9 protein-coding genes and 1 pseudogene are annotated in these 14,258 nt (G+C 68.5%); 4 read left to right on the forward strand and 6 right to left on the reverse strand.

Annotated features, from left to right (window positions below; translation table 11 throughout):
• Nucleotides 1–57: 57 nt before the first annotated feature.
• Nucleotides 58–870 carry an SDR family oxidoreductase gene (locus tag B1818_RS08045; protein WP_078112386.1) on the reverse strand — a complete coding sequence of 271 codons (813 nt, stop codon included), beginning with the start codon at nucleotides 868–870 and terminating at the stop codon, nucleotides 58–60.
• Nucleotides 871–970: 100 nt separating this feature from the next.
• Here B1818_RS08045 and B1818_RS08050 point away from each other — a divergent pair, with 100 nt between their 5' ends.
• A complete protein-coding gene (locus tag B1818_RS08050; RefSeq protein WP_065632168.1) occupies nucleotides 971–2,599 on the forward strand; it encodes an ABC-F family ATP-binding cassette domain-containing protein in 1,629 nt (542 codons plus the stop codon).
• Here the strand turns inward: B1818_RS08050 and B1818_RS08055 are convergent.
• The 3 genes and pseudogenes from B1818_RS08055 to B1818_RS08065 all read right to left on the reverse strand — a co-directional run bounded on the left by B1818_RS08055 (nucleotide 2,583) and on the right by B1818_RS08065 (nucleotide 6,822).
• On the reverse strand, nucleotides 2,583–3,569 hold the full coding sequence (locus B1818_RS08055) for a histidinol-phosphate transaminase (protein ID WP_139362995.1): 987 nt from the start codon (nucleotides 3,567–3,569) through the stop codon (nucleotides 2,583–2,585). The genes B1818_RS08050 and B1818_RS08055 overlap by 17 nt on opposite strands.
• A 12-nt stretch (nucleotides 3,570–3,581) precedes the next feature.
• A complete protein-coding gene (locus B1818_RS08060; RefSeq protein WP_078112388.1) occupies nucleotides 3,582–5,144 on the reverse strand; it encodes an AMP-binding protein in 1,563 nt (520 codons plus the stop codon).
• Nucleotides 5,145–5,257: 113 nt separating this feature from the next.
• Nucleotides 5,258–6,822 (reverse strand): annotated as a pseudogene (locus tag B1818_RS08065) (GMC oxidoreductase).
• Between the two features lie 195 nt (nucleotides 6,823–7,017).
• On the opposite strand from B1818_RS08065, the gene B1818_RS08070 reads away from it, so the two are divergent.
• The gene (locus B1818_RS08070) at nucleotides 7,018–7,890 is read left to right on the forward strand and encodes a hypothetical protein (RefSeq protein ID WP_078112389.1); all 873 of its coding nucleotides are present in this window, start codon (nucleotides 7,018–7,020) and stop codon (nucleotides 7,888–7,890) included.
• Between the two features lie 2 nt (nucleotides 7,891–7,892).
• Here B1818_RS08070 and B1818_RS08075 read toward each other — a convergent pair whose 3' ends face one another.
• The gene (locus B1818_RS08075; protein WP_058250388.1) at nucleotides 7,893–8,459 is read right to left on the reverse strand and encodes a TetR/AcrR family transcriptional regulator; all 567 of its coding nucleotides are present in this window, start codon (nucleotides 8,457–8,459) and stop codon (nucleotides 7,893–7,895) included.
• Between the two features lie 15 nt (nucleotides 8,460–8,474).
• Entirely contained in the window at nucleotides 8,475–11,276 is a 2,802-nt protein-coding gene (locus B1818_RS08080; RefSeq protein WP_058250389.1) for an aconitate hydratase, read from the reverse strand.
• A 381-nt stretch (nucleotides 11,277–11,657) separates the two neighbouring features.
• Between B1818_RS08080 and B1818_RS08085 the strand changes: the two genes are divergently transcribed.
• Together B1818_RS08085 and B1818_RS08090 are read left to right on the forward strand one after the other, a co-directional pair.
• Nucleotides 11,658–12,269, forward strand: a complete 612-nt coding sequence (locus tag B1818_RS08085; RefSeq protein WP_078112390.1) for a DUF6676 family protein — start codon at nucleotides 11,658–11,660, stop codon at nucleotides 12,267–12,269.
• A gap of 372 nt (nucleotides 12,270–12,641) precedes the next feature.
• A complete protein-coding gene (locus B1818_RS08090; protein WP_078112462.1) occupies nucleotides 12,642–14,156 on the forward strand; it encodes an NlpC/P60 family protein in 1,515 nt (504 codons plus the stop codon).
• The last annotated feature ends 102 nt before the right edge of the window (nucleotides 14,157–14,258 follow it).

Genomic DNA, 14,258 nt, shown 5'->3' on the forward strand with positions numbered 1-14,258 from the left:
TCCTGTCCTTCGGCGCGGGCGACGATCCGGACGGTGACGCGTCGTCGGGCTGGGACGTCACGAACCGCCGGTGGCGAGCATGCCACCGTCGACGGCCAGGGTCTCGCCGGTGATCCACGCCGACTCGTCGCTCGCGAGGAAGGCGACCGCCCGGGCGACGTCCTCGGGTTCCCCGATCCGCTTCATCGGGTACGAGTTCGCCGCGCGGGCCTCGTTCTCGCCCTCGATCAGCCCGGAGGCGAACTTCGTGCGCACGACGGACGGGGCGATCGCGTTGACCCGGATGGCCGGACCGAGTTCCCAGGCGAGCTCGGCGGTCAGGCGGATCAGCGCCGCCTTCGACGTGCCGTACGCCGCGATCACGCCCGTCGACCGCAGACCCGCGACCGACGAGATGTTGACGACCGACCCGCCGGTGTCCTTCATGCCCGCCCGGTAGGCCTCCTGGACGAACCCGAGCGCGGCGACGACATTGGTGTCGAACGTCTTGCGGTACGCGGCGAGGTCGGCCCCCATCAGCGGGCCGGCCAGCGGCGCGATCCCGGTGTTGTTGACCAGGATGTGGATTCCGCCGCCCTGTGCGACGGCCGCGGCCACGGCGGCCGTCCGGTCGTCGGCGTCGCCGGTGTTGCCCGCACACGCCGAGACCGTTGCTCCGGGCACCGCCGTCCGGATCCGGCCGGCCGCCTCCTCGAGTGGCTCGGCCTTCCGGCTCGTGATGACGACCGAGGCACCGCGTCGGGCCAGTTCCGTCGCGATCGCCTCACCGATGCCGCGACTGGCACCGGTGACGAGCGCGGACCGGCCGGTCAAGTCGGAGGACTGCGGGAAGTTCTGCGGAATCGTTGTGGAGTGCGTCACGTCCCACACCGTATCGGTCCACCGTGACGGGGGTGGTCGACTCGGCCGCACGGCGCCGGGGTCCGCACGTGGGAAAAGCAGTGGCGCGGCACCGGTAGAATCGACCGTCGTGATCACCGCGACCGACCTGGAGGTACGAGCGGGCGCTCGGACCCTGTTGGCGGCGCCCGGCGACGCCTTACGCATCCAGCCCGGCGACCGGATCGGCCTCGTGGGCCGCAACGGTGCCGGCAAGACCACCACGCTGCGCATCCTGGCCGGCGAGACCGAACCCTACGCGGGATCGATCCGCCGGTCCGGTGAACTCGGTTACCTCCCGCAGGACCCCAAAGAGGGCGACCTCGACGTCCTGGCCAAGGACCGGGTGCTCTCCGCGCGCGGTCTCGACGAGATCTTGCGCGACATGGAGAAGCAGCAGGCGCAGATGGCCGAGGCCGCCGACGACAAGCTGCGGGACAAGGCCGTGGCGCGGTACGGCCGGCTCGAAGAGCGCTTCGCCGCCCTCGGCGGATACGTCGCCGAATCCGAGGCCGCGCGGATCTGCAACAGCCTGGGTCTGCCCGACCGGGTTCTCGAGCAGCCGCTACGGACACTCTCCGGCGGTCAGCGCCGACGGATCGAGCTCGCACGCATCCTGTTCGCGGCGTCCGACGGTTCGGGGAAATCCGACACCACCCTCCTGCTCGACGAACCGACCAACCACCTCGACGCCGACTCGATCGCCTGGCTCCGCAGCTTCCTGCAGAACCACGAGGGGGGTCTCGTCGTGATCAGTCACGACGTCGACCTGCTGGCCGACGTGGTGAACCGGGTGTGGTTCCTCGACGCGGTGCGCGGTGAGGCCGACATCTACAACATGAGCTGGAAGCGGTACCTCGATGCCCGGGCGACCGACGAGCAGCGCCGTCGTCGCGAACGGGCCAACGCCGAGAAGAAGGCGTCCGCCCTGCGCGCGCAGGCCGCGAAGCTCGGTGCCAAGGCGACCAAGGCGACCGCCGCGCAGAACATGCTCAAGCGCGCGGAGCGGATGATCGACGCCCTCGACGAGGAGCGGGTGGCCGACCGCACCGCGCGGATCCGGTTCCCCGAACCGGCCGCATGCGGCAAGACACCGTTGATGACGTCCGGACTCTCGAAGAGCTACGGCTCGCTGGAGATCTTCACCGGGGTGGACCTCGCGATCGACAAGGGCAGTCGCGTAGTCGTCCTCGGCCTCAACGGCGCGGGCAAGACGACGCTGCTGAGAATGCTTGCCGGAGTGGAGAAGCCGGACACAGGGTCGATCGAGCCGGGATTCGGTCTGAAGATCGGCTACTTCGCGCAGGAACACGACACCCTCGACGACCGGGCGTCGGTGTGGGAGAACATCCGGCACGCGGCACCCGACGCGGGCGAGCAGGACCTCCGAGGCCTGTTGGGCGCGTTCATGTTCAGCGGCGCCCAGCTCGATCAGCCGGCCGGCACGCTGTCCGGCGGTGAGAAGACCCGGCTCACGCTGGCCGGGCTGGTGTCCTCGGCGGCGAACGTCTTGCTCCTCGACGAGCCGACCAACAACCTCGACCCGATCTCGCGCGAACAGGTCCTCGACGCCCTGCGCAGCTACACCGGGGCCGTCGTCCTGGTCACGCACGATCCGGGCGCCGCCGCCGCGCTCGATCCGCAGCGTGTGATCCTGTTGCCCGACGGCACCGAGGACCACTGGAGCGAGGAGTATCAGGAGCTCATCGAGCTCGCCTGATCGCCTCGATGACCCGATCGGTCCCGGCGCGGTCGGGCACCGTCAGCCGGTGACCGTGTTCGGCGAACTCCCGGCCGACGACCCCCGCGGCCCGCAGCCGCCGCCCGAACTCGATGCCGTCGGTGCCCGGCACGAACACGAAATTCGCCTCGCTCGGCAGCGCCGGGTGGCCCGAGTCGCGCAGCGCGTCGGCGATTCGATCGCGTTCGCGGCGCATCGCCGTGACCCGTCCGGCCAACTCGTCGGACGCGGCAAGTGCCAGCGACGCCGCGTGTTCGGCGGCCGCGGTGATCAAGAAAGGGACTTCATGACGGCGGGCACCGCCGATGGACGTCGCCGACCCGATCGCATAACCGACCCGCAGTCCCGCGAGACCGTGGGCTTTGGAGAGGCTTCGCACCACGATCAGGTTGGGGTACTCGTCGACCAGCGTCCGGACATCGGGTGCGTTCCGGCAGTACTCGACGTACGCCTGGTCGAGGATCACCGGGATCGCCGGGTCGACAGCCATGAGCAGATCACGGATCTCCGTGTCGGAGAGGACCGATCCGGTCGGGTTGTGCGGGCTGCAGACGATGACGGCCGCGGTGTCCGGACGCGCGGCCGCGGCGAGCGCACCGATATCGGGACGCCCGGCGTCGAACAGCGGGGTCGTGTCGATCCCAAGCCCGATCATCTCGGCGAGCAGCGCGAAACCCTCGAATGTCGGTGCGGGGGTGACGATCCGCGGTCCGGTGCGACCTCTGGCCCGGCACTGCGCCGCCGAGTCCTGCAGGATCGCGGAGAGTACGGCCGTCGCCCCGGCGGGTAGGCTAAAGTACGGCGTCGGAGGGCTGTGGTCTGGACGAGCGGTCGGGTCACCAGGTGGCTTCGACTCGGCTCCTCGACCTCGACGCGCTCCTTCGTCGCTTGCTCGGCCCGGCGGCTCCGCTCGGTGCCGGCTCGACCAGCGTTCGGGCGGCTCGGCCAGCGGTGGGGCGGCTCAACCAGCTGACGGGCTTGATGCCTCCGGCCAATACCGCTTGCGCAGATCGCCTTTCACGAGCTTCCCGGTGGGCGTGCGCGGCAGGTCGTCGACGAAGTCGACCGACCGGGGCGCCTTGTAGGCCGCGATGTTCTCGGTGGTGAACGCGATCAGCTGCTCGGCGAGCCGATCGGTGGGTTCGTGGCCGTCGGCCAGCTGCACGCAGGCCTTCGCGACCTCGCCGAGGTCGGGGTCGGGGACACCGATCACCGCGACGTCGAACACCGCCGGGTGATTGATGAGGACGTTCTCGGCCTCCTGCGGGTAGATGTTGACGCCGCCGGAGATGATCATGAACGCCTTGCGGTCGGTCAGATACAGATAACCCTCGTCGTCGACGTATCCGACATCCCCTGTGGTGGACCAGTTCTCGTGTTCGGGGTGCTGGGCCTTGCGGGTCTTGTCGGGGTCGTTGTGGTACTGGAACGCCACGTCCTCGCGTTCGAAGAAGACCTGGCCGACCTCGCCGGTCGGGAGTTCCTTGCCGTCCTCGTCGCAGATGTGGACCACGCCGAGCAGCGGTTTGCCCACCGAGCCGGGATGATCGAGCGCCTCCTGCGGGCCGATGAACGTCGCGCCGGCGGCCTCGGTCGATGCGTAGTACTCGTGGATGACCGGGCCCCACCACTCGATCATCGCCCGCTTCACCTCGACCGGGCAGGGCGCGGCCGCGTGGACGGCGATCTTCATGCTGCTGACGTCGTACTTCGAGCGGACGTCCGCGGGCAGCTTCAGCATCCGGATGAACATGGTGGGCACCCACTGGCTGTGGGTCACGCGGTACTTCTCGATGGCGGCGAGGGCCGCTTCGGGATCGAACCGGTCCATCATGACGACGGTCCCGCCGACCGAGTTGGTCATCCCGCAATAGCGCAGCGGCGCTGCGTGATACAGCGGCGCGGGGGAGAGGTAGACCGCGGAGTCGTCGTAGCCGTACATGGGTGCGAAGATCGCGGTGTAGGCGTCGGGCACCTGGTCGACCTGCCCTTCGGGCATCGGTGTCTTGATGCCCTTCGGACGGCCGGTGGTCCCGGAGGAGTAGAGCATGTCGGTGCCGCGCGGCTGGTCGGTGCGGGGCTCTGCCGACGCATTGGCCAGGACCTTGTCGTAATTCTCGAAGCCGTCGAGATCGCCACCCCACACGATGCGGCGACCCGGGCCGGCAAGGGCCTCGATCTCGCCGGCGGCCGACACGGCCTCGACGACCGAGGCGCCGGCGAACAGGACCTGCGCGTTGCAGTCGGAGAGGATGTAGTTGGTCTCCGCCGCGGTGAGGTGGTGGTTGACCGCGGTCACGTACAGACCGCTGCGCAGGGCCGCCCAGTACACCTCGAAGACGTGGAAGTCGTTGGCGGAGACCACGGCGATGTTGTCGCCGCGTCGGAGTCCGAGGGAGTCGAGGTAGTTGGCGAGCCGGGTCGAGTTCTCGTCCAGTTGTCGGTAGGTCAGTACCTCGCCGGTAGCGGCCCGGATGACGGCCGGCTTGTCGGGGGTGGATTTCGCGAAGACTCCAGGAAACAAGAGTGACGCTCCTCGTGACGAAGGGGATGGCCACCCCGAACGACCGTATCTAACGCTCGTTCGGGGTGTTGCGAGTCACAGTACCCTAGCGTCGTGTCCGATTTCGCAGTTCCTCAGTGCGTCGCGAGAAACCTGTCCATGGTTCGCTCCGCGAGCGCGGTGATCGTCAGCGCGGGATTCACCAGGCCGACTGCGCCGGGGACGAAGGAACCGTCGACGACCCACAGGTTGTCGTAGCCCCGGACTCCGCCGTCAGCGTCGGCCGCGGCACCCATGACGACGCCGCCGAGCCCGTGATAGGTACTCGCGGAACCGAATCCGAGCGCGCGAGACGACACGTGGGTTCCGTTGGCGGCGAAGCCGAAACGGCCCTCGGTGCGTTCGTGGAAACGCTTGATGAAGGCGTTGCTGCGGCGGTCGAGGTCGTTGCGGTCGGCGGGGTGGGGATAGTTCAGTTGCGCCCGCCGGGTGCGATGGTCGTAGTCGATCGTGCCGCGTTCGTCGGTGTGGGCCTGCACGAGGTGGGTGGTCGCGGCCTTGCCGAGCGGTGCCGGCAGCGGGGTGGCCTGATAGACCATCGAGACCGGTCCGCCGGGCAGGTTGTCCTCGTAGATCCGTGCGTAACCCGGTCCGCCCTGGACGGCGCCGAAATCCTCGCGGGGGTTCGCCCGGATGGTGAGGAAGTCGCCGTTCACGCCGAAGCCGTCGCCGATTCGCGGTGACAGTCGCGGCAGGCGCCCCTGCGCGCGCGCTTCGACGAGCAGCCGGGTGGTGTGGAAGGAGCCCGCGGCCATGAAGAGGTGATCGGCCTCGGTGGTCACGGTGCGTACCGTGCGGCCCTGCTCGTCGAGAACCCGTGCGGTGACGACGAATCCGGCGCGGCGCGAGCGAGGCCGGATGTCGAAAACCTCGTGCATCGGCTTGACGGTGACGTTTCCGGTCCGTTCGGCGGCGAGGAGGTAGCTGCGGTCGAGAGACTTCTCGGCGCCGCTGTTGACGCCGTAGCTCAGTTCGCCCGCGGTCACCGACGGGGTGGCCCGGCCGGCCAGTTCGTCGCGGACGATGTCCCAGTCGATGGCGAAGTCGAAGAAGTGCGGTGACGCGCCGTAGCGCTCGATCACCTTCAGCCAGGACCGGGCCCCGACGTACTCGGGGTGCGCGAGGATGTCCGCGGGCAGCGGCGAGACGCCGAGCCCGGCCTTCGCGCGCGGGAAGTGGGTCTGGGCGAGCTGCGCGTAGTCGGCGGCCACCGGGAGATGTGCTCGAAGTCCTGTCGGCGGGGGACGGGCGTGAAGGAGCCGAACACGAGCGACCCGCCGCCGACGCCTGCGCCGTACACGGCCTCGACGCCGTTGCCCATCACATGGTCGAGCACGCCGGGATACGGCTCCACCGGGAGGCCGCTCGCCGCACTCGCGCCGGCGGGGCTGCCGAACCACGCGGCGCGCTTGTCCGGGGTGGTCGTCGTGGCGAAGGTGTTGCCGTCCGGTCGGATCGGCCACCGGCGCCCGTGCTCGAAAACCGTTGTCGTGTAGCCGGCCTCGCCGAGGCGACGTGCCGCCACCGCGCCGCCGAAGCCGGTGCCGATGACGATCGCGGTCTGCCCCGGTGCCGCCTGCGCCGGGGTGACGGTCGCGCCGAGCGCGGCGAGGGCGCCGACGCCGGCCGCAGAGCGCATGAGGGTCCGGCGAGAGACGGCGGGACCGGGTTTGTCGAGTTTCACCCGGGAACCTTAGCGTGAGCTAAGTAAGGTTAGGGAATCCTTAGCAGCAGCAACTGTGTGGGATGGATCTTGGCCGGCTTGATCCGGCCCGGCAGCCGCGGTGCGTGATCGCCGAGTCGGCCGGGGCCGCGGGACGTTAGGCTCCGGGGTGTGACGGCTGCGCTGCAGATCGAGGTGGACCGCGACAGCGTGGCGATGGGGGATGACGTCGCTTCCCACGCACACTCACTCCTGGTGGAGCCGGGTACGGCGCTGAGTGTCGTCCTCGCCGCGGCGGCGCCCGGGATCCGTGCTCGGGGCTGGTCCTGGGTGGCCGACGTCGACGGCCGGGTCGCCGCCGTCTGGTCGGCCGACCACGGTGTGCAGATGCTCGTCGGGGACGGCCCGGTGACCGCGGACGTCGTGCCGTGCCGGATTCATTACCGGTACTTCCTGCAGATCGACCCGGCGTGGCTGTATCGGCGCCTCGCCGAGGGGGCCGCGGCGGACCGGGGCGCCCTCGAACGCGAGTACCGCCCGATCGGTGATCGGCGACGCGAGGAGGACGAGCGTCGCCGCGAACGCGATTCGGCGACAAGGTATCTGACCGTCGAGTGCACCGCGGCGCTGCGCGGCTTCGGTGCGGAGTTCGATCTGCACAACGACCGGACGGCACGGTTCGACGTGGTCGGCTCGATGTGGCGGGTACAGCGCGCCGACACCATGACCATGACCTTCGACGGGGCGAATCAGGTCCTGTCGTCGATCCGACCCGTCGGCGTCGCCGAGTGCTGGCTGGTCGCGGCCGTCGGAATGCGTATGCGACAGGTGCAGGGACTCACGCCGGTCCCGAACGACCCCCGTTTGCCGGTGCCGGAGCTGCGGCCGATGGGGTCAGGGGTGGCCGGATCGCCACGCTGGACGACGAGAGGTACGAGAGGCGATCCCGTCGTCCAGCTGACCGGCGATGAGGCGGTGCGGGCCTACCGGTTGTCGGCGAACCGTTCGATCGACGAGGTCGTGTCCCTGCTGGCCCCGGACTGAGGTCAGTCGTGTGCGCGCACGGACTCCTCGACGAGGTCGAGCACCGCGTGCAGATCGTCGGTGGGCTGGCCGGTGGCCAGCCGGGTGATCAGACCGTCGAGCACGAGGTCGAGGTAGTTGAGCAGAACGTCGGTCGGGACGTCGTCGCGCAGGCGCCCCGCTTGCCGACCCCGCTCCAGCCGGCTGAGTGTCGCCTGCTCGACCTCGGCCGCGTAGGACACCCACTCCGCACGGAATCCGTTGTCCGTCCGTAGTTTCCGCGCGATCTCCAGGCGCGTGCCGAGCCAGTCGAAATCCTGGGGGCGCGTGAGCATGTCGCGCATGACCTGCACCAGGCCCTGCTCGGCGGCGACATCGGCCATCCGCTCGGCATCCTCGCGCGCGAGGGCCAGGAACAGCGCCTCCTTGTCCCGGTAATGGTGGAAGATCGCACCCCGGGACAAGCCGGTGGACTCTTCGATCCGTTTGACGGTCGCGCCGTCGTATCCGTACTCCGCGAAGCAATGCCGCGCGCCGTCGAGAATCTCCCGACGACGCGCGGCAAGCCGGTCATCGCTGACCTTGGGCACGTCGAGTGCCTCCTGTCAGCTCTTGATCATGTTGCGCAGCACGTACTGCAGGATGCCTCCGTTGCGGTAGTAGTCGGCCTCACCCGGGGTGTCGATGCGGACCTTGGCATCGAACTCCACCGTCGAGCCGTCTTCCTTGGTGGCGGTGACGTGCACGGTCGACGGCGTCGTCCCGTTGTTGAGCTCCTCGATGCCCGCGATGTCGTAGGTCTCGGTGCCGTCGAGGCCCAACGACTTGTGCGACTCGCCCTCGGGGAACTGCAGCGGGATGACGCCCATGCCGATGAGGTTTGAGCGGTGGATGCGCTCGAAGCTCTCGGTGATGACGGCCTTCACGCCGAGGAGGCTGGTGCCCTTCGCCGCCCAGTCACGCGACGATCCGGTGCCGTACTCCTTGCCGCCGAGCACGACGAGCGGGATGTTCTGCTCGGCGTAGTTCTGCGCGGCGTCGTAGATGAACGACTGCGGTGCACCCTCCTGGGTGAAGTCGCGGGTGTAACCACCGGTCACACCGTCGAGCAGCTGGTTCTGTAGGCGGATGTTGCCGAAGGTCGACCGGATCATCACCTCGTGGTTGCCGCGGCGGGCGCCCAGCGAGTTGTAGTCCTTGCGGGCCACCCCGTTGGCATCGAGGTACTGCGCGGCGGGGGTGCCGGGCTTGATCGTCGACGCGGGGGAGATGTGGTCGGTGGTCACCGAGTCGCCGAGCTTCGCGAGCACGCGTGCGCCCTTGATGTCGGAGACGGGCGACGGCTCACGCTGCATGCCCTCGAAGTACGGAGGCTTGCGGACGTAGGTGGACTCGTCGTCCCACTCGAAGGTCTTGCCCGACGGGGTCGGCAGGTTCTGCCAGCGCTCGTCACCCTTGAAGACGTCGGCGTAGTCCGAGGCGTACTGCTCCGGCGAGATCGACGAGGCGATGGTCGCCTCGATCTCCTCGTTGGTCGGCCAGATGTCCTTGAGGAACACGTCGTTGCCGTCGGTGTCCTTGCCCAGCGCGTCGGTCTCGAAGTCGAAGTCCATCGTGCCGGCCAGGGCATAGGCGATGACCAGCGGCGGCGACGCGAGGTAGTTCATCTTCACGTCGGGGTTGATGCGACCCTCGAAGTTGCGGTTGCCCGACAGCACCGCGGTGGCGGTGAGGTCGTTGTCGTTGATCGCCTTCGAGATCTCCTCCGGCAGCGGGCCGGAATTGCCGATGCACGTGGTGCAGCCGTAGCCGACGAGGTAGAAGCCGAGCTTCTCCAGGTACGGCCAGAGACCGGACTTGTCGTAGTAGCCGGTGACGACCTGCGAGCCCGGTGCCATCGACGTCTTGACCCACGGCTTGGACGACAGGCCCTTCTCCACGGCCTTCTTGGCCAGGAGCGCCGCGCCGAGCATGACCGACGGGTTGGAGGTGTTGGTGCAGCTGGTGATCGAAGCGATCGTCACGATCCCGTGGTCGAGGATCATCGATCCTCGTTCCTCGGAATCCACCCGGACCGGATTGGTCGGCCGACCCTCGGCGCCGTTGGCGGCCGAGTGCAGCGGCTCGGCGTCGTCGTCGGCGAAGGACAGGGTCGCGGGGTCGGACGCCGGGAAGGTTTCCTCGACCGCCTCGTCCAGCTTGGTCTGCGGAGCGGAGTTGCCGTTCTCGACGTAGTTGTGGATGTCCTTGCGGAACGCGTTCTTCGCGTCCCACAGCTCGATGCGGTCCTGCGGACGCTTCGGGCCAGCGATCGACGGGACGACGTCGGCCAGGTCGAGCTCGAGGTACTCCGAGTACACGGCCTCCTCGGCGTCCTTCTCCAGCCACATGCCCTGTTCCTTGGCATAGGCCTCGACGAGCGCGAGCGTCTCCTCGCTGCGCCCGGTGAGTCGGAGGTAGTTGACGGTCTCGCCGTCGATCGGGAACATCGCGCAGGTCGAGCCGAACTCGGGGCTCATGTTGCCGATGGTGGCGCGGTTGGCGAGCGGGACCTCGCCGACACCGTTGCCGTAGAACTCGACGAACTTGCCGACCACGCCGTGCTTGCGCAGCATCTCGGTGATGGTGAGGACCACGTCGGTCGCGGTGACGCCCGGCTTGGTCGCGCCGGTGAGCTTGAAGCCGACGACGCGGGGGATGAGCATGGAGACCGGCTGACCGAGCATCGCGGCCTCGGCCTCGATGCCGCCGACGCCCCAGCCCAGGACGCCGAGGCCGTTCTCCATCGTGGTGTGCGAGTCGGTGCCGATGCAGGTGTCGGGGTAGGCGACGCCGTCACGGACCATCACCGAGCGCGCGAGGTGCTCGATGTTGACCTGGTGCACGATGCCGGTGCCCGGCGGCACGACGCGGAAGTCGTCGAAGGCGCCCTGACCCCAGCGGAGGAATTTGTAGCGCTCCTCGTTGCGCTGGTACTCGATCTCGACGTTGCGCTCGAACGCCTGGGCATTGCCGAAGGCCTCGATGATGACGGAGTGGTCGATGACCATCTCGGCCGGTGCGAGCGGGTTGACCTTGTCCGGGTCGCCGCCGAGTTCCTTGACGGCGTCGCGCATGGTCGTGAGGTCGACGATGCAGGGCACGCCGGTGAAGTCCTGCATGATCACGCGGGCAGGCGTGAACTGGATCTCGACGCTCGGTTCGGCGTTCGGGTCCCAGTTCGCCAGGGCCTCGATGTGCTCCTTGGTGATGTTCGCGCCATCCTCGGTGCGCAGGAGGTTCTCGGCGAGGACCTTCAGAGCGTAGGGGAGCTTGGCGGTGCCCTCGACGGCGTTCAGACGGTAGATCTCGTAGCTGTTGTCACCGACGTCCAGCGTGCCGCGGGCGCCGAAGGAATTGATACTCACGTCTAAATCCACTCTCCTCGTGTGCCGGCGGGCTGCGCCGGCGATTACTCGATGATCCACTTGCGGTCGGGCGGGGCTGGTCGATCCGGCGCAGTCGTGCCGCACCGGCTGACGTTCTGCACCGGCGGGCTGCACCGGCACCATCGGATGTCCGCGAGGGCCACCCGCGACAACGTCGTCCAGTCTAACAGTACGGACGTACTGTTACCAAGCTCGGGCCGGGACACGCCGGATCGGACCTGCCGACACCGGAATACCCAGACGAGTCCATTGTGTCGTACGGTGCAGGGCGGGGTTCGGCGAGGAGACACTCGACGCCGGCGCGATACCGCCGTCAACGTGCACGCAACCCCGGGTGATCTCGAGAGGCAGGGGTGGCGGATGGGTCCGCAGGCGACGACGCTGGTGCTGGCAGCTCCCGCGGAGAACAACGAACTCACCGGACTCGTCGGGGTCGACATGGGTGAGCTGTCGCGGGACATCGCCGACGACGGCGTGGCGGGGGCGACGCCCGAACAGTTGCCCGGCATGCTCGAGGTCGTCGAATACGCCCAGTCGAAGGGCCATGACGTCAGCTTCGTGGTCATCGACCAGGTTCAGCCCCGGTTCACTCTCTACCGCGACGTCGCGAACCAGTTGCAGGAACAGGTCGGCGGCACCGTCATCGTGCTCGGCCCCAACTCGGTCGGCAGCTCGTCGCCGGAGTTCAGCCGGGTGGTGCAGGAACAGGCCACCGACGGCCTGACCCTCACCGACCCCGCGGGTGCGGCGCGGCAGATGATCGACACGATGACCGGTCCCAACGTGGACTGGACGATCGTGGGCCTGCTGCTGATCCTGGTCGTCGCGGGCGGAGCCGTGCTCGCCCGGCTGCGGCAGGTCCGCAGCCGCAAGAGCCTGGCCGCCGGTCCGCTGGGACCCGTGCAGACCACCGCCGCGGAGTCGGATGACTCCTCGGAATCACGCCGCGAGCCGACCGCTTCCGGCCGGTAGTAGACAGGCCCGGGCCGCCTCTGCCGGCCGGCGATGCGGCGGGTGGGCCCGCCCCCTGGCACCTTGTTCTCGCGCGGCGGGGACCCTTCTCGGCGTGTCTTCCGGTCTGTTGCCAATTCGAGACCTTGACGACCGTTCGATCTTTCGCCAGTTCACGGCATTTTCGCAGGTAATCACGCCTTTGTAATTCACGAACACGGTTTTCTCGTGTGGTTGATGTGACGTACGGTTCTGATGTCGCGTGTGATGCCTGTGTTCCCTACAGGGTCCGATGTGGCGGAAGTGCAGTGCGTGATCGCCGCGGGTTCAGACACCCCGGACGGTCGCCGGACCGGGGATCGGACGATCCCCGCGAATCGCGAGGAGTTCCAGGTGAGGCGAGGAAGAACTGGTGCGTCATGGCCGGCGCGCGTCTCGGCGGCCCTTGCTGTCGTACTCGTCTGCGCGGTCGGTGCGGGTCATGCCGACGCGGCGCCCAAGAAGACGCCCGAGTCGCCCATCTCCGGTCTGATCAACCGGATCGCGACGGTCAACCAGGACATCGCCGACCTCGATCAGGCGCTCGCGTCCCGCCAGGAGAACGTGAACCGATCGATCGTCGACTTCCAGAACTCGCTCGCGCAGCAGCGCCTCGCCACGGTGGCCGCGCGCGGAGCACGCACCGAACTCGACCGCTCGAGCAAGGCCGTCGTCGACGCTCAGAAGGAGTTCGACCGGTTCGCCCGTCTGGCCTACCAGCAGGGGCCGGAGCAGGGTTCGATGTCGAACTACGTCGCCTCCGAGGACCCGCAGGCCGTCCTCGACCGCATGAAGCTGATCGATCAGGTCGGCAAGAAGCAGCAGGAGATGATCCGGCGGCTGCAGGTGGCCCGTAACCAGAAGGCCAACCGACTCGCGGCCGTCGAGGCCACCCGCCGGCAGGCGTCGTTCGCGGCCAAGAGCGCCGAACAGCGCAAGACCGACGCCATGGCGGCGGTCACCGAGGCGAAGGCCGCCATCGCCTCCCAACAGAAGCGCAAGGCCACCCTGATCGGGGAACGCGACCGGGTCCAGAAGCGCCTCAACACGATTCGCGGATATGTGCCGAAGAAGACGGTCGAGGGGCCGTCGGCGAGCGATCTGCTCTCGAACCTGTTTCCGACCGATCCGTCGGCCGAGGGTGTGCTCAAGGCGCTGCCGGCCACGCCCGCGACCGACAACCAGGCACTGGCCGTCGCGGCCGAGGCCGCGGCGCGCCTCGCCATCGACGTCGGTTCGTCCATCCTCGCCGGTCTGGTCGGGCAGCAGCAGTTGCCCCAGTCCGAGTTGCTGAACGAGCTCGGCATCGGCGGTGCGGACATCACCGGCAGCAGCGGTGGCGACACCCTCAGTGCGCGACTCGGTTCGGGGAGCCTCGGCTCACTGTTCGGCAGTTCCTCCGGCGGCGGCGGGGGCGGGGGCGGCGTCGTCCGACCCGGGCTGCGCGGTCCGCAAGCCGTCGAGATCGCCGTCAACCGTGCGCTCTCGCAGCTGAACGTGCCCTACGCCTGGGGCGGTGGCGACGCGAACGGCCCGACGCAGGGAATCCGCGACGGCGGTGTGGCCGACAGCTACGGCGACTACAACAAGATCGGTTTCGACTGCTCCGGCCTGATGATCTACGCGTTCGCCGGCGTCGGGATCGAACTGCCGCACTACACCGGTTACCAGTACACCTCGGGGCCGCAGTTCCCGCTGTCACAGATGCGACGCGGCGACATGATCTTCTACGGCCCCAACGCGAGTGCGCACGTCGCGCTGTACCTCGGCGACAACAAGATGGTCGAGGCACCGCAGTCGGGTGACGTGGTCAAGGTGTCCCCGCTGCGCACCAACGGCGCGATGCCGAACGTGGTCCGTCTGCTCTGAGGCGTGGTGGTTCCGGCGGGCGCGGTGAACGACCGACCCCCGCCGAGTCTTCTTGGCACCTTTTCAGCCGGCACGGCTAGGCTGGCACAGACACGCGGGGTC

Source organism: Gordonia sp. IITR100 (assembly GCF_002009645.1).
GTDB classification, from domain to species: Bacteria; Actinomycetota; Actinomycetes; order Mycobacteriales; family Mycobacteriaceae; genus Gordonia; species Gordonia hongkongensis.